Here is a 17601-nt window from a genome sequence, read left to right as displayed (position 1 = left end):
AAATTCCTTTACGCCTTCTAGCGCGTCGTCAAGCAATGGTGGTCAGATGTCGATCCAGGTTCTGGAACGCGCCATGATTCTATTGGACGAACTGGCCAAGCAATCCGAGCCAGTGGCATTGAAGAATCTGGCGGCTGCAACTGGCCTGCACACCTCTACGACTCACCGCATTTTGAATGATCTGGTGGTGGGGCGTTACGTTGAGCGCGTGGACAGCGGACTGTACCGACTGGGCATGCGTTTGCTGGAGCTGGGCTCTCTGGTTAAAGGCCGCCTGAATGTGCGTGCGGCCTCCCTGGCTCCCATGCGCGAACTGCACAAGTACACCGGCCAAACGGTGAATCTGTCCTTGCAGCAGGGCGATGAAATTGTCTATGTAGAACGTTCCTGGAGCGAGAGCTCGGGTATGCAGGTGGTACGCGCCATTGGTGGCCACGCGCCTTTGCATTTGACCTCGACCGGCAAGCTGTTTCTGGCTTCCTGGGAGCCGCGCCAGGTTCGGGCCTACGTCATGCGTACTGGTCTGGCTGGTGCAACCCGCAACAGTATTACTCAGCTGGAGTTGCTGGAGCGCGAATTGGCTCAAGTTCGTCGCCTGGGTTATGCCCGTGATAACGAAGAACTGGAGATGGGCGTGCGCTGTATTGCGGCCGGTGTGTACGACGATACCGGCAAGCTGCTGGCAGGCTTGTCCCTGTCCGCACCCGCCGAGCGTTTGCACGATGACTGGATTCCCGTCCTCTTAAGTACGGCCGCCAAGATTTCCGAAACTCTGGGTTACGACAAGCAGCGCTAAGTCTGTGTTTTTGCGCGGTTTACAGGTTTTGAGAATAAGCTCAAGCGGGATTTGTTGCAGCGCAACAAATCCCGTTGACTTTGTTTTGGATAGCGCTTAAAGTTGAATTGTTGCGGTGCAACATAGAAGGTTTGCCTTGCGTAGTTGCGAATGGGCCGGGCCTTCTGCAGACCCTTGTCTAGTAACACTGACACTAATTTCACGCTGGCTTGACCCAGGCCACGTATCTCCAAGGAAAACATCATGAGTGCTATTCCACAAAACGTACTGGAATCCCAACAAGCTACTTTGAACAACCTGTTCGCTGCTCAAGGCCAACTGTTGCAAGGCTTTGAAAAGCTGGTTGGTCTGAACCTGAATCTGCTGCGCAGCTCGCTGGAACAAGCGGCTGGCCAATCCCAGCAAGCCATCAACGCCAAAGACGTGCAAGACGTTGTGGCCCTGTCGCAAAGCGTGGCCAAGCCTAACGCTGCCCAGGCTCTGGAATACGGCAAAAGCGTGTACGACATCTTCTCCGATCTGCAACTGAACCTGTCGCGCATCGCTGAAGCTCAACTGGCTCAAGGTCAACAGCACGCTGCTGACGCTATCGACCAGTTGGCCAAGAATGCTCCTACCGGCACCGAAAGCGCTGTTGCTTTGCTGAAGTCCTCCTTCGCCACGGCTTCCAACGCTGCCGAGACCGTTGTTAAAGCAGCTCGCCAAGCCGCTGATGCTGCTGAAAGCAACATCCAGGCTGCCACTAACGCCAGCTTGAAAGCCGCTGCCCAAGTTACTGAAGCCAGCAACAAAACAGTGGAAGCCGCTGCCGCTGCCGCAACTGCTGCTACCAGCAAGAAGTAATCATTGGCTTGCTGATTTGATCAGACGCTAAAGGAAAAGCCAGCTCATTGAGCTGGCTTTTTTCTTGTCTGCAGTGCAAGCCGTCAGCTTGCTTCAGGATGGAATGCGATTGCCCGCTTCAAGCGGGCAATAAGCGTTTTACAGAGCGCGAATGCACTCGGAAATCAGGGCGGGGCCCTTATAAATCAAGCCGGTATACAGCTGTACTGCCTGAGCACCGGCCTGGATTTTTTCCTGGGCCTGACGACCAGACTCAATACCGCCCACACCAATAATCGGGAAGTCCGGCCCTAATTGCTCGCGCAGGCGACGAATGACGTTCAAGGACAGTTCGTGCACTGGCGGGCCGGACAAACCACCCTGTTCCTGACCATGTTTCAATCCTTGAACAGCATTGCGCGACAAGGTGGTGTTGGTCGCAATAATGCCGTCCAGACCTTGCGAGGGTACGGTGTCCGCAATGGCATCAATTTGCGATTGATCCAGGTCGGGCGCGATTTTCACCACGATAGGCACGTAGCGTTTGTGCTCGTCTGCCAACTCGGTGCGCAGCGCTTGCAAGGCACCCAGCAGGCGGGCCAGCTCGTCCTGCGCCTGCAGCGCACGCAGGTTTTGCGTGTTGGGCGAGGAGATGTTCACAGTGACGTAATCAGCGTGAGGGTAGACCGCACGCAGACATGTCAGATAGTCCTGATCGGCCTGCTCAATAGGGGTGCTCGCGTTCTTGCCAATATTCAGGCCCAGAATGCCGCCTTGCGAGCGGAACTGGCTTTTGCGCACATTTTCAATAAAGGTATCCAGGCCGTGGTTGTTAAAGCCGAAGCGATTGATCAGGCTATTGGCTTCAGGCAGGCGGAACAGGCGTGGCTTGGGATTGCCGGGCTGCGCTTTTGGAGTCACGGTGCCAACTTCGACAAAACCAAAACCCAGGGCGCCCAAGGCATCGATATGTGCGCCATTTTTATCCAGGCCAGCGGCCAGACCCACAGGATTGCGCAGCTTCAGACCCATTAGTTCCAGAGGTTTGCTGGGCAGGTCTTTCAGCAAACTACCCAAAAGAGGGGTTTGGTGAGCGCAATGCAGGGATTTCAGAGTCAGTTCGTGAGCGTGTTCAGCATCCAGACTGAACAGCACCCGGCGAGCCAAGGGATAAAGGCTGAATAGGGCAGACATGGGGATCGATAAAAGAGGACGTTAAGCCAGCCATTCCCAACGACCTTTCATCAGGAGCTGGTAGGGGCGAAAGCGGGTTTTGTAGGCCATTTTACGGCTTTCTTCGATCCAGTAGCCTAAATAGAGCCAGGGCAGGGATTGTTGACGGCAGTAGTCCAGTTGCCAAAGCACGGCGTAGGTGCCCAGACTGCCGGTGTCGTCGGGATCAAAAAAGGTATAGACGGCGGAAAGTCCGTCTTGCAGCACGTCGATGACGGCCACGATTTTCAAGGTGCCGTCGGGTTCGCGAAACTCCAGCAGGCGCGAGGTGACATGGCTGGCCAGTAGAAACTGGGCGTACTGGGACTGGTCGTCTTCATCCATGCCGGCACCGGGATGGCGGCTGGCCTGGTAGCGGCGATACAGCTCGTAGTGCTCGGCGTTCCAGTGCAAGGGCAGATCTTGCACGATCAGATTGCCGTGACGTTTTTTTGCACGGCGCTGGGCGCGGTCGGGCTGAAAATGCAGAGTGTCGCAACGCAAGGGCAGGCAAGCGCGGCACTGGTCGCAATAGGGGCGATAGGTAAAGGTGCCGCTGCGTCGAAAGCCTTGCTGGACCAGTTTGGAGTACACCGCATCGTTAATCAGGTGAGCAGGAGCGGCAACCAGAGAGCGTGCCTGTTGCTCTGGCAGGTAGCTGCAACGGTAGCTGGCCGTGGAATAGAATTGCAGCGTTTGAGGACTGGTGGGTGCTTTGGGATAATTCATGCGACTCTGCCAAGCGTGATAGAGCCATTATGGGATGCTCGCGCCAGCCTAGCAAGCTGGGGGAGGGCCTAGCCGCAAAGCCCCGCGTGGCCAGACCGGGCTGGGCTGGTCTTTGGCCCAGGCCAGGGCATCCATAAAGTCCTCGCGGGGAATGGGGCTGGCGCCCAGACTGGCCAGATGCGATGTCTCTTGCTGGCAGTCTATATATGGTATCCCGGCGAATTTCAGAAAATCCACCAGGTGGGCCAGGGCGATCTTGCTGGCATCGGTTTGCAAGGCAAACATGGATTCGCCAAAGAAGAAGCGGCCCAGATTCACCCCATACAAGCCACCGACCAGCTTGCCGTCCATCCAGGTTTCTATGCTGTGCGCGTAGCCGGTGCGATGCAGATCGGTATAGACCTGTTGAATGTCCGGGCTGATCCAGGTGCCGGTGGCGCTGCGCTGCGCGGCGCATTGGCCGATGACTTGCTCGAAAGCCAGATCGCAGGTGACACGAAGGCGGGCCTCGTCCTGATCTTGCTGGCGTGCAATCTGGCGCAGCTTCTTGCCCAAGGAGCGGGATATCTTGAAATTGTCCACCTCCAGCACCATGCGTGGATCAGGCGACCACCACAGTACCGGGTCGCCAGGGCTGTACCAGGGAAACATGCCCTGACTGTAGGCTTCTAACAGACGTGGAACGCTTAAATCCAGACCGGCGGCCACCAGCCCTTCGGGGCTGGCGTTTTCAGGGCTGGGCAGGGCCTGATCAGGAGCGACCCATACAAGCGACATGATCAGTCTTGGTCGCGGGGGGCGATATCAAATTCGTGAATCTGGAAGCGGCCCGCCTTGTGATCCTCCACGTAGCGCTCCAGGGTGGCGCTGACCGTGCGGAACGCCAGGTTGTCCCATGGAATGTCGTTCAGGTGGAAGAAGCGGGCTTCCAGGGATTCCGGGCCGGGGTCCAGCACATCACTGGTTACCTTGGCCAGGTAGTACACATGTACTTGCTCGGCGTAAGGCACGCTGATAACGGTAAAGAGCGGGCCGGGTTCGACCTGCGCACCGGCTTCTTCGCCCATTTCACGCAAGGCGCCTTGTCCCAGGGTCTCGCCCAGCTCCATGAAACCGGCGGGCAAGGTCCAGGTGTTGTAGCGTGGCTCGATGGCGCGACGGCATAGCAGGACCTGATCGTCTTTCCACATGGGCACAATGCCGACCACATTGCGGGGGTTCTGGTAGTGCACTGCACCGCAGCTTTCGCAGACATCACGCATGCGGTTATCGTCCGGGGGCACCAGGCGTGTCAGTTTGCTGCCGCATTGATTGCAGAAGTTTTGCGTGCGTGGGGCGGGGAAATAGAAAGAGGCGGATGGCTGGGTCATGCAGATTCTGTGATGGCGGTTCAAATGGGATCGGGCTCTGGCAAAACAATATACGCCAATTCCTCGGTGGGCGACACGCAGGAAGACCAGACTGTCAGGGAACAGGGCTTGGGGTAGGCAGGCAAGGACCAGCCTTCGCTGTGCTGGGGCTGCTCCAGATCCAGGCTGCCCAGGCCTTGCTGCTTTGTGCGTAGTTGTTCCAGCAGCGCCGGAATATCTCGACCTGCCAACAAGGCCGGGCCTGCTGAGGTACGTAAATAGAGCCTGCCTTCAGCGCTGAGGTACCAGGCCAGGATAGCGTGGACAGGGCTGCTAGTGTGGTCTTGCAAATGGGCCTGGTCTTCAGCCAGAGACACAATCAATGGGGCGGCGTCCAGACGAACATAGACGCGCTGCGGACCGTTCTGGATAAACCAGCGCCCTTTTTCATCCGCCTGATAATTGCGATTGAAAAAGGAGAGCAGACCCTGGTGGGCAATGCGCTCGCCTACTTGTTCAGGGTGCTGGTTGGCATCGCCAGCCGGGTGATGACGCCACTGGCCAGCCTGATCCAAAGAGATGTACCCGCTGACAGCGGGTACATTGGGCCATTTTTTCATGGCATCAATAACAGCAGTATCCATAAGTTTCAGCCTTGCGAGGACGAAAACAAAGGGTGGCAACCGTATCGGTGCCACCCTTGATGGTGTGGGGTCGACAGCAAGGTCGCCCCTTGGGCAAGACGGGTTTGCGTCTTAGGCCATATAACTGCGTTGCAGGGTTGTGGGCAGAGGGTGCGAAAGTGGCTTGTCAACTTTGATGTCCGGGGTGCTATCGCCTTGCAGGGCCTTGGATAACAAACTGGACAAGCGTTGGCGCACGTCTTGGGGCACATGGCTAAATACGCCCGAGAGCCACTCGATGTAATAGGGCAGCAGGTGCTCGCACAACTCTTGTCCGGCTTCGGTGAGTTTAACAGTGAGCACGCGGCGGTCCGACGTATTGTTTTGTCGCACCAGCAATTGCTGCTGCTCCAGCCCGTCGAGCAGTCCGGTGATGGTGGCGCGGGTGACACCCGCTTGTTCTGCCAGCAAGGCGGGGCTCAGGCCAGACGGTTGGCGGCTAAGCAAAAACAGCAGAACCAGACGGCCTTCGGACAGGCCAAACTCGTTCAAAACGGAGCTGGAAGCGCGATTAATGCTGGAGGCCAGCGACAGAACGCGTAAACACAGTTCGATATCCTCGGTTTTAGGGTGGGCCTGGCGCTGGGATTCGCTCAGGATAGTTTGATATTTCAGATCGAGTAATTTCATAGTGCTGTGCCGTTAAGGAGTGCGCGGCAAAGAGCAGTAGTTATTTAGAAAGAATCAACAAAACCCAATAAAACCGGGCCTGCTTTCTTTTATTACTGAGCCGCTGCTTTTAATGTGGAAATTTATCTTATTTTTTAATTCCATTTTTACTGATTTAAACATCTTTTATTGATCAGGAATTTTCATTTAGTAAAATAAGACTGGTTTTTTTCAGTATAAGCGGCTGCGGGTTTAGAGAATAGCCTTAATGCCTGTGTATACTCTTTCGCCTTCCTTTTTTTCTCAAATCGCAAGGTTTCCGGACTTCCAATCCGGGCATCGCCAGGGTGATTTTTGATCTTGTGTTGTGAGTCTTATGGTGAAACAGCATCAAAATGATGCAAGCGCGCAACGCTCGTGCACAAAGCGCCAGACTCTTGTTACAGACAGGATGAGCGAGCTATATCGGAGATACACCGCTAAATTAAGTCAGTTTTCAACTGTCAGTCAGGAAAGCAGAGCGGCCCAACTCAAGAAAAACCGCAAAACGACACGCATGCGAGCGCTCGGCGTTTACAATGTTCTCAGCGCTTCCCGAGCTCGACGATGCCTTCAAAAAAGGCGGTTGGATCATTCACCCCGCTTGGTGGATTGCAATAGAGGCCCGTTTTTTACGGGCCTTTGCTTTCCGGGTTTGGATACAAGCATTATCCAAAGCTTATTAGCGGTATTTGCCAGCATGTCCCCGAGCCCCTGCCAAGTTCGCAAGAAATGGCAGGGCTTTGTTCCGTTTGTAGTCCGGGATCGAGTATGAGGCGTATCAAAAAAGTCTTGCTATCGTTATTAAGGAAACGAAGGAATTATGAGTCAGTTCCGTATCGAACATGATTTGCTGGGAGACCGCCAAGTCCCCGATGAAGTCTATTATGGTGTTCATACCTTGCGTGCCAAGGAGAATTTCCACATTACCGGTACGCCTATTTCAACTTACCCGGAACTGATTAATGCTCTGGCGCTGGTCAAGCAGGCAGCTGCTCAGGCCAATTTCAAACTGGGTTTGCTGGAGCAGGATAAGCACGACGCCATTGTGGCTGCCTGTCAGGCTGTACAAGCAGGCAAGTGCCATGAGCATTTCGTGGTAGACATGATTCAGGGCGGCGCAGGTACCTCGACCAATATGAATGCCAACGAGGTTATTTGTAACCTGGCTTTGGAGCATATGGGTCACAAGCGCGGCGAGTATCAATATCTTCACCCCAATGAAGATGTGAACATGGCCCAAAGTACCAACGACGTGTACCCAACGGCTCTGCACCTGGCGGCCTACCGTTCGCTGGACCCGCTGTTTGCCGCCATGGAGCGTCTGCGTGATGCCTTCCTGAAAAAGTCCGAGGAGTTCTCCTCGTACATGAAGATTGGCCGCACTCAGTTGCAAGATGCTGTGCCCATGACCCTGGGTCAGGAGTTCAATGCATTTGCCACCATGATCAACGAAGACATCGTGCGCCTGAAAGAATCGCGCAAACTGATGTGCGACGTGAACCTGGGCGGTACGGCTATTGGTACTGGTATTACGGCTCACCCCGAGTATGCCGAGCTGGCTGTCGCGGCCTTGTCCGATCTGTCCGGTGTTCAGCTGCGTGTGTCTGCCGACCTGATCGAAGCAACTCAGGATTGCGGTGGTTTCCTGCACCTGTCGGGCGTATTGAAGCGCGCTGCCGTCAAGCTGTCCAAGTTGTCCAACGACTTGCGTCTGCTCTCTAGCGGTCCTCGTGCCGGTATGGGTGAAATTTGTCTGCCCGCCGTGCAAGCTGGTTCGTCCATCATGCCCGGTAAGGTCAACCCCGTGATCCCGGAAGTGGTCAACCAGGTTGCCTTTGAAGTGATCGGTGCCGACATGACCGTGACCATGGCTGCTGAAGCCGGTCAATTGCAGTTGAACGCGTTTGAACCTGTGATCATTCACTCCCTGCTGCGTAGCATGGCTCTGTTGAGCAATGCTTGCGACACGCTGACCCAGTTCTGCGTGGTAGGTATCACTGCCAACCGTGAATGCCTGGAAAGCAATATCGAGCGTTCCATTTCCCTGGTGACTGCCTTGAATCCGTTCATCGGTTACAAAGCCGCTACCTCGGTTGCCGCCGAAGCCTTCCAGACAGGTACCAATATTCGTGACGTGGTTCTCAAGCGTGGCCTGATGGACGCCGAGACCCTGAACGAAGTGTTGCGTGCCGAATCGCTGATCCAACCTCGTGATCTGCGTGCTGCTGACCCAGCCTGAACCAATCTGAACCAGGCCTGATTGGCCAGTCTTGGCCGACGCCGGTAACAGTTTGGGAAGCCTCCATTGTGGAGGCTTTTTTCTGCCCGCTCGCTTCGTAAAGAGGGATACTGTCGCTTGTCTTCAGGCAAGGAGCAGCAGGGGATGATGGAGTCGGTTTATTGGGCGGTGGCTTTTGGCGCCATTGTGGCGGGTTTTGTTCAGGGGCTGTCGGGCTTTGCCTTTGGCATGGTAGCCATGTCTTGCTGGGCCTGGTTTCTGGAGCCTCAATTGGCCGCGGTGCTGGCGGTCTGCGGTGCCTGGACAGGACAGATGATTGCCGCCTTTACCCGGCGGCGCACTTCTTATTGGCAGATCCTGCTGCCGTTTCTGGCCGGTGGCCTGATCGGAGTGCCTTTGGGCACCTATTTGCTGCCTTTTCTGGATGCAGCTGTATTCAAGGCATTTTTAGGGACCTTGATGGTGATCTGGTGTCCCATCATGCTGATGTCCAGCCGTTTGGGCCATGTCCGGGTACGTAGCCGCCTGACCAATGCCGTGTCCGGCTTGATAGGCGGCATCATGGGTGGGCTCGGTGGCATGACGGGGGTGATTCCTACCTTGTGGACCACCATGACCGGATTGCCCAAAGACGAGCAGCGCGCCGTTATACAAAACTTCAATCTGGCGACCTTGTCGGTGACTTTGCTGGCCTATATTGCCTCCGGTTCTATTCTGCCCGCCATGTTGCCGTCTATAGGGCTGGTGATGCTGGCCGTGCTGATTCCCGTGCTGGCGGGCGCGCGCCTGTATGTGGGCATTAGCCAAAGCACGTTTCGGGCCATTGTTTTAAGTTTGTTGACCCTGTCCGGCATTGCCATGCTGGTCTCTTCGGTCCCCCAGTTGCTGGCGCGCTAGAGCAGGTGGTTTAAGCCTCTAGGGTAATGCTCTATATCTAAAAAAAGCCTGTTTCCCTGATAATAAGTGTCGGCGATGGGAACGCATTTCGGCTTCCCGCCCACTGGAGCAGAGCCTGTGAGGTTTCTGGGATTTCAATTGTTGTTTGGTGATCACTTGGCACGCAGTGTGCGTGGGGTATCCTGCGCGCCCCCCTGCAAGGCTTGAGCCCAAGTTTCAAGGCGTTTTTACGCCGTCTTTGATTACCTGATTGCAACTGGAGTCTGCTATGACTGACTTGTTTGAAAATCCAATGGGCCTGATGGGCTTTGAGTTCATCGAATTTGCCGCTCCCCAGCCTGGCGTGATGGAACCCGTATTCGAGATGATGGGTTTCACCAAAGTGGCGGTACACCGCTCCAAGAAAGTGTCCCTGTATCGCCAGGGCGAGATCAACCTGATCCTGAACGAAGAACCCAAGAGCCACGCCGCTTACTTTGCCGCCGAGCACGGCCCTTCGGCCTGCGGCATGGCCTTTCGCGTGCGTGATGCGCAGAAAGCCTACGAACGCGCGCTGGAGCTGGGTGCCCAGCCTGTCGATATTCCTACCGGCCCCATGGAGCTGCGCCTGCCTGCGATTAAAGGCATTGGTGGCGCCCCTCTGTACCTGATCGACCGTTTTGGCGAAGGCAACTCCATCTACGACATTGACTTCGTTTACCTGGACGGCGTGGATCGTCATCCCGTGGGCGCGGGCTTGAAAGAGATCGATCACCTGACCCACAACGTGTACCGCGGTCGCATGGCCTACTGGGCCCAGTTCTATGAGCACCTGTTCAACTTCCGTGAGATTCGCTACTTCGACATCAAGGGCGAATACACCGGCCTGACGTCCAAAGCCATGACCGCCCCCGATGGCAAGATCCGCATTCCTTTGAACGAGGAATCCGCCAAGGGCTCGGGCCAGATCGAAGAGTTCCTGATGCAATTCAATGGTGAAGGCATCCAGCACGTGGCCTTCCTGACTGACGATCTGATTGCCTCCTGGGACAAGCTCAAAGCCATGGGCATGCGCTTTATGACCGCGCCGCCACAAACCTATTACGAGATGCTGGAAGGCCGCTTGCCAGCGCACGGTGAACCGACTGCAGAACTGCAAAACCGTGGCATTTTGCTCGATGGCACATCGGAAGGTGGCCACCGCCGTCTCTTGCTGCAGATTTTCTCTGAAACCTTGATGGGCCCCGTGTTCTTCGAGTTCATCCAGCGCAAGGGCGATGATGGTTTTGGTGAAGGCAACTTCAAGGCCTTGTTTGAATCCATCGAGCGCGATCAGTTGCGCCGTGGTGTCTTGCAGGCCGAGTAAAAAGGTTCTGTGCCGGTGCTCACTGCACTGGCGCTGATCTGTCCCCACTGTTTGGCGATGGCAAACAGTGGGGATTTTTATTTGGGCTGAGCCTTTATGTTCAATCCGGCTTGCCGCGTGCGGGCTGCAGGATTCTGAACAGCTCCAGCATCAGATCAGATTGGGTGATCATGCCCACCAGCTCCTTGTGATCATTGACCACCGGCATATGGCGATGGCGACCCTGGCTGAACAGGGGAATCAGCTCGGCCACCGACCAGTTTGCATTGGCGGTGACGGCAGGTGTGGTCATGATCTCGGCTACTGTGGGCGCGGCACGCTGCCGGGGGCTTAAAAAGCGCTTGAGTCGCTGGCGCAGATTATCCGGTTGATCCAGCCCGGCACGCTGCAAGAAGTCCGACAGGGCCAAGATACCAATCACGTGCTTGTTCTGATCCAGTACTGGCAAAGCCTTGATCTTGCGCTCGCGCATCATGTCCCAGGCTTGTTGCAAGGGCGTGCTGACCTGACAGGACAGGGGAGCATCATTCATCAGGGTGGAGCAACGGCGGGTGCCCAGATTGCGCCGGAAGGCAGACTGGTGCACATAGCTGACCAGCTTTTCCAGGTCATCGTGGCTGATGTTCAGCGTCTGGTTGTAGTGGCTCAAGGCCGCATCGTAATCCTGGTCCGTAAAGCGGGCAGGAGTAGCGGCGGGGCGTGTTGCGGGCTTGTGTACTGGCGGGTAAGCCACGCCGGTCAGGCGGTTGTACAGCATGCCCAGAAGGATCAGCACGCAGGAGTCAAACAGCACCGGAAACAGGACGAAATCGTAGTTCTGAATACCATTCAGGGCAGGAAAGACCGCCATAGCCAGACTGGGCGGGTGCACGCAGCGCAGGGCCAGCATGATGGGCATGGCAACGCAGACGGCCATCGTAATGGCAGCAATCGGATGAGGGAGCAGCACCGCACAGGTAATGCCTGTGAGCGCACCCACCAGATTGCCCAGCACTATGTTCCAGGGTTGAGCCAGAGGGCTGGTTGGCACCAGAAAGATCAGCAAGGCACTGGCGGCCAGGGACGCCACCAACCAATGATGCGTGTGTGCGAAATCCGACAGGTACAGGCTAAGAGAGGAAACTATCAGCACACTAAGCGTGGCGCCTAGCGTGGCACGCAGCATTTCAGGGCGTGCAATGGCCAGCGACTTGGGGCGCAGGCTGTCAAACCAGTGACGAAGTAAAGCAGGCATACCCACCAGGGTGAAGAAGGAAGACAGCTTTAAATCATACTGCTAACTCTTCACTTCAGGGCTGAGCCCCTTGCTGGATACCGGGAATGATGGCGGGGCCCTTGCGCTCGGTGGCGATTTGTTGGGGTACGGCATCGACCGTAATCACAATATGCTCGCGTTGCAGCGAATCCAGCAGCACGCCCGGTGCCAGCTCCTGGCCAGGGCGATACGCACGTACCGGCTGTTGATTGATGCTGAGCAGGGCTGCGCCAGCCTGGCCGCTCACAATCATGCCGTGCAAGCGCAGCTCGGGCAGCGCGGTGCTGCCTCCAAACCACTGCGCAATTTGTTGTGTGCTGATCTGTTCGCGATGATCTTCATCCAGCACCGGCGCAATCGTTCCCTCCGAGGGCAGGAACAGATTGATCAGCAGGTTGATCAGGGCCAGAGCAATACCGGCCTGACACAGACGCAGCCAAAGATGTGACGGAAATATGGCGGAAATAATACCCATTTAGACTGCATCGCATAGTGCTTTGGCAGACGGCCGAGATGGCTGTCTTAAGGGCTCTTAGTGTGCGTGTGCTCCATGAAGCCCGTATGACAAGAGCTTGGGTTTTTTTGGATAGCTTATTTCCTTCATGTCTCGATCTACTTTATCTCGCCGTCCGGCACGCCGTTTGGCCGGCTCGCTTCAGTCCCGCGCTCAACACGGTTTTTCTCTGATTGAGGTCATGGTGGTGGTGGTCATCATGGGCATTATGGCGGCCCTGGTCGTCCCCAGTCTGATGGACCGCCCCGATCAGGCACGTGCCGTCGCGGCTCGTCAGGATATTGCCGCGCTGACCCAGGCCCTGAAGCTGTACCGCCTGGATAACGGCCGTTACCCCAGTACGGCTCAAGGTTTGACGGCGCTGCACCAGCGTCCGACCCAGCCACCCGAGCCTCGCAATTGGCGTCCTTATATGGACCGTCTGCCCAACGACCCTTGGGGCAACCCGTACCAGTATCTGCAACCCGGCGTTCATGGCGAGATTGATGTGTTCTCGCTAGGGGCGGACGGGCAGGCCGGCGGGTCGGGCAGTGATGCCGATATAGGCAATTGGGACTGATGTGGCACAGCGGGGCTTTTCCTTGATCGAGACCCTGGTGGTCTTGCTGATCGTGGGCATTGTCAGCAGCGCAGGCTTAAGCGTGCTGGTACTGGACCGGGATCAGGGGATACAGCGAGAAGCCCGTCAACTGGCCCTGCGGCTGGCCGAACTGCAAAGCTATGTGCGTGAAAGCGGGCGCAGCGTGGCCTGGACGGCGGATCAGCAGGGTTATCGCTTCAGCCTGATTCCGGACGCTACCGATGGCTCCAGTCCTACGCCGGGCTGGCTGCGCGATCAGGCCCGCTTTGCCCAATTATTTCCTCAGCGATCCTGGACTATGGAGTCAGTGCGTGTGCGCCTGGAGCCGGCGGGACCGTGGGTTTTTGTGAATGAATGGTTGTCCGCGCCGCGTCAGCTGGAGCTGGATGATGGCCACGAGGTCCTGCATTTGCGCAGTGATCCGACGGGCCGCTTTGATGTGCAGTCATGACAGAGCGTGGCATGAGTTTGATTGAAGTCCTGATTGCGCTGGCAATCGTCTCGGTAGCCTTGACTGCCGGCTTGCGTGCGCTGGGCCTTAGTGCCTCTGGTAGCCAGGCCATGCATGAACGCAGCCTGGCCTTGCTGGCCGTTGATGGCGTGGTAGCCGAGATGCGCTTGCGCCGCCTGTTTCCCGAACCGGGTGAAACCGTGGTGCCGTGTCGCCAGGGGCCTCTTAATTTGCAGTGCAAGCAAACCGTGCAAGCCACGGCCAATCGTTTCTTTCGTCAGGTAACGGTCCAGGCTTCCATGCCCAAAGGCCCCGTGCTGGCCGAGTTGCACGCGACCTTGGCGTCCTTGCCATGACAGACGCCGGCCAGGAAGGCTTCACTTTGGTGGAAATGCTGGTGGCTCTGACCATCATGGCCTTGATCAGCCTGATGTCCTGGCGCGGCCTGGACGCGGTCTTGCATGCGGATGAGCAACTTGGTCGACAGGCGCGCCAGACCCAGGCCTTGTTCAATGTCTTGTCTCAAATGGGCCGGGATCTGGAACTGCATTTGCCTCCTGTGCCAGGTCCGGCAGACCCGACGGGGGCGATGGCGGTATTGCCTGCCAGTATTCGCTGGCAGGCCAAGGGCGAGGGCCCGGCCATCCTGATGATTGAGCGTCGTACTGAATCCGGAGCGGGAACCCAGCAGATCCAATGGCGCTTGCAGCAGGGCGTGTTGCAGCGTGCCATTGCTCAGGCTGGGACCGCTTACCCCTTGCCTGAATTGAGCCCTTTGCAAGATGTGCTGGAGCAGGTCACTGCCTGGAACTTGCGTATCTGGATTCCAGCGCGTGGTTGGCAAAGCTGGCCGTGGCCCGAGCAGGCCGGAGCAGCGGCGACTGGCATAGAGCTGACCGTGCAATTGGAAGGGCAGGAGCACCCGTATCGCAAAGTGGTGATGCTGCTATGAAGCGGGTAACCCAACAGGGCATGGCGGTGATCAATGCGTTGGTCGTTGTGATGGCGGTGTCCATTGCCACCATGGGCATCGTCCAGCGTCAAAGTGGGCTGGCAACACAGTTGGCCAGCGAGCGTGATTACATGCAGGCCAACTGGCTGCTGCGTGGTGCGCTGGATTGGGCTGTGCTGGTCTTGCGTCTGGACTCGCAGCGTTCGGCTGTGACGCATAAAGGTGGGCTGTGGGCGCAGGCCCTGAGCGAGCTGAAGATAGAGACACCGGACAAGACCCGCGCAGCTTACTTCTCCGGCTATATCCAGGACGAGCAGGGCAAATTCAATCTGGCTTTATTGCTGCGCGATGGCCGTATTCAGGCCCGCTATGTGCAGGCATTGGAACAGTTGCTGGGCAGTGTGCAGCAGGAACCCTCTTTGGCTTTGGAGCTGGCCCAGCGATTGGAGCGGGCGCAGGCCGGGCAAGCGCCCTGGCCCTCTCATTTGCAGGACTTCTTTCCCAATGCGGCGCAACAGGCCAAGCAGCTGGAGCCTTATCTCAGCTATTTGCCGCAAGCCAAATCCCTGAATGTGAATACCGCCAGTGCCCAGGTGCTGGCGGCGGTGCAGCCTTCCGTCAGTCTGGTGGAGTGGCAAGGCCTGCTGGAGCAGCGCGACCGGGGCCAGTGGTTTCGGGATCAGGCCGATGTGCAAGCCCGCCTCCAACGTCAGGAGGCGCTGGAAGGGCAAACGCTGAGCGTGCGCAGTGAGTGGTTTTTATTAAGTGGTGAGTTGCGACTTGACCATAGCCGGGTGGCGACCCAGGCCCTGATCAACAGGGCCGCGGATCGCAGCCGGATTGTCTGGATTCGTTGAAGTGATGAGCAAAGTGCTGCGTATTTATTTGGACTCTCCGCCAAGGCTGGATCAGCCGGTGGATTTTGTGCTGCGGGACAAGCGCGCCAGGGTGCTGCGCCGTGGGCGGGGAGAGGTGCAGGCGTTCAAGGGTCTGGCCCGCTCTTTGGAGCTGGTCTTGCCTGCGGGGATGGCGACGGTGACTGAAGCGCGTATTCCTTCGGTCAGTGCTTCGCGGCGGCAAGCCGTGGCATGCAGTGCGGTCGAGCCTATGTGCTTGAGCCCTATCGAACAGGTGTGGGTGGCTTGTTCGGCACCGGGGCCGGCCGGTATGAGTCAATTGGCCTGGACGGAGCGCCAGCCCTTGCTGGCCTTGGGAGAGCTGGCGCGCCAGTTGGGGCTGCCTTTGAGCGGAGTCTATGCCTGGTCCGATGGCCACGAGAAAGACAGACAAGGCCAAGGACAAACACTGACCGTACCCGCCTGCTCCTTGCTGATGCCGGAGATGGCCGCCAGTGGCGGAAACAGCGTGCTGCGACAAAGCCTGTGGTGGACTTTGGCCGCCGTCTTGAGCTGGACCCTGGTCTTGCAGCAGCAGGCGCAGTCGCTGCGCTCTCAGATGAAGCAGGTGCAGACCCAGATGGAGCAGGCGGTTCGACAAGCCTTGCCGCACTTGCCCGTTATCGTCGCACCCTTGACGCAGGCCAGACAGCATCGCGATGGTTTATTGGCTGAGAAGAGCCCGGCCTCGGCTCCCTTTGATCGTTTATTGATGGCCAGCGCCGTGCAGTGGCCGGCCTTGCAAGGACAGGTGCGGGCATTGAGTTTCAAGGATCAGCAATTGCTTTTGACACTGGCCAGCGAGCTGCCTGCGCAGCCTTTGCCAGCTGAATCGGATCTGGAGTGGAAGCAGGGCGAGTCCGCCCGTCAATGGGAAATTGGCTTCAGCAAAGCAGCACAGGCGTCCAGCCCGCAGGGGGCGCAGCAATGAGCAAACTCACGGCCCTCCAGCCTGTACTGCTGACCCTGCAAAGCAAGCTTTCGGTAGCCAGACAGTACTGGCAAGCCCTGAGCCGTCGGGATCAATTGGCCCTGTCGGTCCTGGGCGCTTTGCTGGTGTTGATGTTGCTGTGGTTGCTGCTGCTACGTCCTGCCGTTCGTGATCTGGCTCTGGCAAAACAGGAGCTGCCCCGCCTGCAGTACGAGATGGCGCAACTGCAAACCGTGCTGGCGCAGATTCAGGTGCTGGATAAAGAACTGGTAGCGCCTGTGGACGCGCAAGGACAAGACAAGGCCTTGCAGCGCAGCTTGCAGACCCTGGGTACCCAGTGCCAGACAGAGGAGCCTCAGGCTGAGCAGCGTGTTCTGGTCTGCCAGGCCGTGGCGGCTCCCGCCTTGATGGATTGGTTGATGCACGCCCCCCGTGTGCTGGGCTTTGCCGTGCAGGAAGTCAGCCTGAGTCGCTCTGTAGTCGATAGCCGGGAACGCGCCGGTCTGCTGGATGGCCGCATTGTGCTGCGTGCAGGAGAGCCTTCATGAAAAAACTGGCAAAGATCACCGCGTGGGCCTTGCTGGTGCTGTGCCTGCTGTTGGCCGCCGTGCCCTTTCTGCCTGCCCGCATGATGCTGGCCTGGCAGCCCGAGCAGTTGCCGCTACGGCTGGAAACCGCCCACGGCAGTCTGGCTTCCGGGCAAGGCTTGCTGGTAGTCGGTTCGGGTCTGCTGGCCCGCACCGTTCCCGGCCCTGTCCGCTGGCGCTGGCGTCTGACGCCCTGGCCACAAATGGAATTGAGCCATGGCTGGCTGGATCAGCCTGTGCGTCTGCAAGCCAGCCTGCAGGGTTGGCGTATTTCGGGTCAAAGCCTGGCGGCTCCCGCCGCGCTATTAGGGCGTTTGCATCCCTTGCTGCAGACCGTGCAACCGCAAGGACAGTTGCAGCTGCGCTGGCCCAGCCAGGCATTGGCCGCTGAAACCGGGCCTTTGCTGGAGCTGGATTGGCGCAGTGCACGTTCCGCTTTGGCCGCACAGGCGGAACTGGGGGATTACCAATTGGCGGTCAGCCGCAAGGGGCAGGGCGTGCAGTTAAGCCTGCGTACCTTGGCGGGGGATTTGACCCTGGCAGGTCAGGGTCAGTGGGGGCCGCAGGGTGGGCAGTTTGAAGGACGCGCACAAGCCAAACAAGCCGACGATCAACGATTCAAAGAGTTATTGGAGGCCTTGGGGCCTCAGCGTCAGGGTGTAACCCAATGGCGAATAGCCACAACGACTAGCAAGCAGGAATAACGATATTT

At 57.6% G+C, this 17601-nt stretch carries 21 protein-coding genes; 13 read left to right on the top strand and 8 right to left on the bottom strand.

The window, feature by feature from the left end:
• Window positions 1–46: 46 nt before the first annotated feature.
• Entirely contained in the window at window positions 47–796 is a 750-nt protein-coding gene (locus tag CPY64_RS13070; protein WP_042486997.1) for an IclR family transcriptional regulator, read from the top strand.
• A gap of 243 nt (window positions 797–1039) precedes the next feature.
• Window positions 1040–1639 (top strand): TIGR01841 family phasin, encoded by a 600-nt coding sequence (phaP, locus tag CPY64_RS13060; RefSeq protein WP_042487002.1) that lies wholly within the window; start codon window positions 1040–1042, stop codon window positions 1637–1639.
• 138 nt (window positions 1640–1777) lie between these two features.
• Here the strand turns inward: phaP and CPY64_RS13055 are convergent, their stop codons facing one another.
• The 6 genes from CPY64_RS13055 to CPY64_RS13030 form a co-directional block, all read right to left on the bottom strand.
• A complete protein-coding gene (locus CPY64_RS13055; protein ID WP_042487005.1) occupies window positions 1778–2812 on the bottom strand; it encodes a quinone-dependent dihydroorotate dehydrogenase in 1035 nt (344 codons plus the stop codon).
• 21 nt (window positions 2813–2833) lie between these two features.
• Window positions 2834–3559 (bottom strand): arginyltransferase, encoded by a 726-nt coding sequence (locus CPY64_RS13050; RefSeq protein ID WP_026484750.1) that lies wholly within the window; start codon window positions 3557–3559, stop codon window positions 2834–2836.
• 48 nt (window positions 3560–3607) lie between these two features.
• Window positions 3608–4336, bottom strand: coding sequence for a leucyl/phenylalanyl-tRNA--protein transferase (aat, locus tag CPY64_RS13045; protein WP_042487008.1), 729 nt, complete (start codon window positions 4334–4336; stop codon window positions 3608–3610).
• A gap of 2 nt (window positions 4337–4338) precedes the next feature.
• Window positions 4339–4929 carry an NUDIX hydrolase gene (locus CPY64_RS13040; RefSeq protein WP_042487011.1) on the bottom strand — a complete coding sequence of 197 codons (591 nt, stop codon included), beginning with the start codon at window positions 4927–4929 and terminating at the stop codon, window positions 4339–4341.
• A 20-nt stretch (window positions 4930–4949) separates the two neighbouring features.
• On the bottom strand, window positions 4950–5552 hold the full coding sequence (locus tag CPY64_RS13035; protein WP_042487014.1) for a DUF2946 family protein: 603 nt from the start codon (window positions 5550–5552) through the stop codon (window positions 4950–4952).
• Window positions 5553–5663: 111 nt separating this feature from the next.
• Window positions 5664–6221: a MarR family winged helix-turn-helix transcriptional regulator gene (locus CPY64_RS13030; protein WP_052362993.1), complete on the bottom strand. Its 558-nt coding sequence runs from the start codon at window positions 6219–6221 to the stop codon at window positions 5664–5666.
• Between the two features lie 841 nt (window positions 6222–7062).
• Here CPY64_RS13030 and CPY64_RS13025 point away from each other — a divergent pair.
• From CPY64_RS13025 to hppD, 3 genes are all read left to right on the top strand, one after another.
• Entirely contained in the window at window positions 7063–8481 is a 1419-nt protein-coding gene (locus CPY64_RS13025) for an aspartate ammonia-lyase (RefSeq protein WP_042487017.1), read from the top strand.
• Window positions 8482–8628: 147 nt separating this feature from the next.
• The gene (locus CPY64_RS13020; RefSeq protein ID WP_042487091.1) at window positions 8629–9378 is read left to right on the top strand and encodes a sulfite exporter TauE/SafE family protein; all 750 of its coding nucleotides are present in this window, start codon (window positions 8629–8631) and stop codon (window positions 9376–9378) included.
• A gap of 268 nt (window positions 9379–9646) precedes the next feature.
• Window positions 9647–10723, top strand: coding sequence for a 4-hydroxyphenylpyruvate dioxygenase (gene hppD / locus CPY64_RS13015; RefSeq protein ID WP_042487020.1), 1077 nt, complete (start codon window positions 9647–9649; stop codon window positions 10721–10723).
• A 100-nt stretch (window positions 10724–10823) separates the two neighbouring features.
• Here the strand turns inward: hppD and CPY64_RS13010 are convergent, their stop codons facing one another.
• The gene (locus CPY64_RS13010; protein ID WP_042487023.1) at window positions 10824–11957 is read right to left on the bottom strand and encodes an HPP family protein; all 1134 of its coding nucleotides are present in this window, start codon (window positions 11955–11957) and stop codon (window positions 10824–10826) included.
• Between the two features lie 55 nt (window positions 11958–12012).
• Complete coding sequence (locus CPY64_RS13005; protein WP_042487026.1) at window positions 12013–12453, bottom strand: hypothetical protein; 441 nt, start codon at window positions 12451–12453, stop codon at window positions 12013–12015.
• Window positions 12454–12580: 127 nt separating this feature from the next.
• Here CPY64_RS13005 and gspG point away from each other — a divergent pair, with 127 nt between their 5' ends.
• The 8 genes from gspG to gspN are packed head-to-tail and all read left to right on the top strand — an operon-like array spanning window position 12581 to window position 17593.
• Window positions 12581–13051 carry a type II secretion system major pseudopilin GspG gene (gspG, locus tag CPY64_RS13000; protein ID WP_042487029.1) on the top strand — a complete coding sequence of 157 codons (471 nt, stop codon included), beginning with the start codon at window positions 12581–12583 and terminating at the stop codon, window positions 13049–13051.
• 1 nt (window position 13052) lies between these two features.
• Window positions 13053–13523 (top strand): type II secretion system protein, encoded by a 471-nt coding sequence (locus tag CPY64_RS12995; protein WP_042487031.1) that lies wholly within the window; start codon window positions 13053–13055, stop codon window positions 13521–13523.
• The gene (gene gspI, locus CPY64_RS12990) at window positions 13520–13879 is read left to right on the top strand and encodes a type II secretion system minor pseudopilin GspI (protein WP_009460075.1); all 360 of its coding nucleotides are present in this window, start codon (window positions 13520–13522) and stop codon (window positions 13877–13879) included. The genes CPY64_RS12995 and gspI overlap by 4 nt, the downstream gene beginning before the upstream one ends.
• Window positions 13876–14475 (top strand): prepilin-type N-terminal cleavage/methylation domain-containing protein, encoded by a 600-nt coding sequence (locus tag CPY64_RS12985; RefSeq protein WP_042487034.1) that lies wholly within the window; start codon window positions 13876–13878, stop codon window positions 14473–14475. The genes gspI and CPY64_RS12985 overlap by 4 nt, the downstream gene beginning before the upstream one ends.
• A complete protein-coding gene (gene gspK / locus CPY64_RS12980) occupies window positions 14472–15332 on the top strand; it encodes a type II secretion system minor pseudopilin GspK (RefSeq protein ID WP_042487038.1) in 861 nt (286 codons plus the stop codon). The genes CPY64_RS12985 and gspK overlap by 4 nt, the downstream gene beginning before the upstream one ends.
• A 4-nt stretch (window positions 15333–15336) precedes the next feature.
• The gene (locus CPY64_RS12975; RefSeq protein WP_042487041.1) at window positions 15337–16302 is read left to right on the top strand and encodes a GspL/Epsl periplasmic domain-containing protein; all 966 of its coding nucleotides are present in this window, start codon (window positions 15337–15339) and stop codon (window positions 16300–16302) included.
• Window positions 16299–16850, top strand: coding sequence for a type II secretion system protein GspM (gene gspM / locus CPY64_RS12970; protein ID WP_042487044.1), 552 nt, complete (start codon window positions 16299–16301; stop codon window positions 16848–16850). Before CPY64_RS12975 ends, gspM begins: the two co-directional genes overlap by 4 nt.
• Window positions 16847–17593: a type II secretion system protein N gene (gene gspN / locus CPY64_RS12965; RefSeq protein WP_042487046.1), complete on the top strand. Its 747-nt coding sequence runs from the start codon at window positions 16847–16849 to the stop codon at window positions 17591–17593. The genes gspM and gspN overlap by 4 nt, the downstream gene beginning before the upstream one ends.
• Window positions 17594–17601 lie beyond the last annotated feature (8 nt).

Origin of the sequence: Alcaligenes faecalis (assembly GCF_002443155.1) — a bacterium.
In the GTDB taxonomy this organism is placed as follows: Bacteria; Pseudomonadota; Gammaproteobacteria; order Burkholderiales; family Burkholderiaceae_B; genus Alcaligenes; species Alcaligenes faecalis.
This window is presented reverse-complemented; position numbering and strand designations above follow the sequence as displayed.

Bases quoted from the DNA above. Each gene is read 5' to 3' on its own strand.
- hppD (WP_042487020.1), top strand. From the start codon at position 9,647: ATGACTGACTTGTTTGAAAATCCAATGGGCCTGATGGGCTTTGAGTTC.
- CPY64_RS12975 (WP_042487041.1), top strand. From the start codon at position 15,337: ATGAGCAAAGTGCTGCGTATTTATTTGGACTCTCCGCCAAGGCTGGAT.
- CPY64_RS13040 (WP_042487011.1), bottom strand. From the start codon at position 4,929: ATGACCCAGCCATCCGCCTCTTTCTATTTCCCCGCCCCACGCACGCAA.
- gspN (WP_042487046.1), top strand. From the start codon at position 16,847: ATGAAAAAACTGGCAAAGATCACCGCGTGGGCCTTGCTGGTGCTGTGC.
- CPY64_RS13050 (WP_026484750.1), bottom strand. From the start codon at position 3,559: ATGAATTATCCCAAAGCACCCACCAGTCCTCAAACGCTGCAATTCTAT.
- CPY64_RS13055 (WP_042487005.1), bottom strand. From the start codon at position 2,812: ATGTCTGCCCTATTCAGCCTTTATCCCTTGGCTCGCCGGGTGCTGTTC.
- gspI (WP_009460075.1), top strand. From the start codon at position 13,520: ATGACAGAGCGTGGCATGAGTTTGATTGAAGTCCTGATTGCGCTGGCA.
- CPY64_RS13005 (WP_042487026.1), bottom strand. From the start codon at position 12,453: ATGGGTATTATTTCCGCCATATTTCCGTCACATCTTTGGCTGCGTCTG.
- CPY64_RS13010 (WP_042487023.1), bottom strand. From the start codon at position 11,957: ATGCCTGCTTTACTTCGTCACTGGTTTGACAGCCTGCGCCCCAAGTCG.
- CPY64_RS13020 (WP_042487091.1), top strand. From the start codon at position 8,629: ATGGAGTCGGTTTATTGGGCGGTGGCTTTTGGCGCCATTGTGGCGGGT.
- phaP (WP_042487002.1), top strand. From the start codon at position 1,040: ATGAGTGCTATTCCACAAAACGTACTGGAATCCCAACAAGCTACTTTG.
- aat (WP_042487008.1), bottom strand. From the start codon at position 4,336: ATGTCGCTTGTATGGGTCGCTCCTGATCAGGCCCTGCCCAGCCCTGAA.
- CPY64_RS12985 (WP_042487034.1), top strand. From the start codon at position 13,876: ATGACAGACGCCGGCCAGGAAGGCTTCACTTTGGTGGAAATGCTGGTG.
- CPY64_RS13025 (WP_042487017.1), top strand. From the start codon at position 7,063: ATGAGTCAGTTCCGTATCGAACATGATTTGCTGGGAGACCGCCAAGTC.
- CPY64_RS13070 (WP_042486997.1), top strand. From the start codon at position 47: ATGTCGATCCAGGTTCTGGAACGCGCCATGATTCTATTGGACGAACTG.
- gspM (WP_042487044.1), top strand. From the start codon at position 16,299: ATGAGCAAACTCACGGCCCTCCAGCCTGTACTGCTGACCCTGCAAAGC.
- CPY64_RS13030 (WP_052362993.1), bottom strand. From the start codon at position 6,221: ATGAAATTACTCGATCTGAAATATCAAACTATCCTGAGCGAATCCCAG.
- gspK (WP_042487038.1), top strand. From the start codon at position 14,472: ATGAAGCGGGTAACCCAACAGGGCATGGCGGTGATCAATGCGTTGGTC.
- gspG (WP_042487029.1), top strand. From the start codon at position 12,581: ATGTCTCGATCTACTTTATCTCGCCGTCCGGCACGCCGTTTGGCCGGC.
- CPY64_RS13035 (WP_042487014.1), bottom strand. From the start codon at position 5,552: ATGGATACTGCTGTTATTGATGCCATGAAAAAATGGCCCAATGTACCC.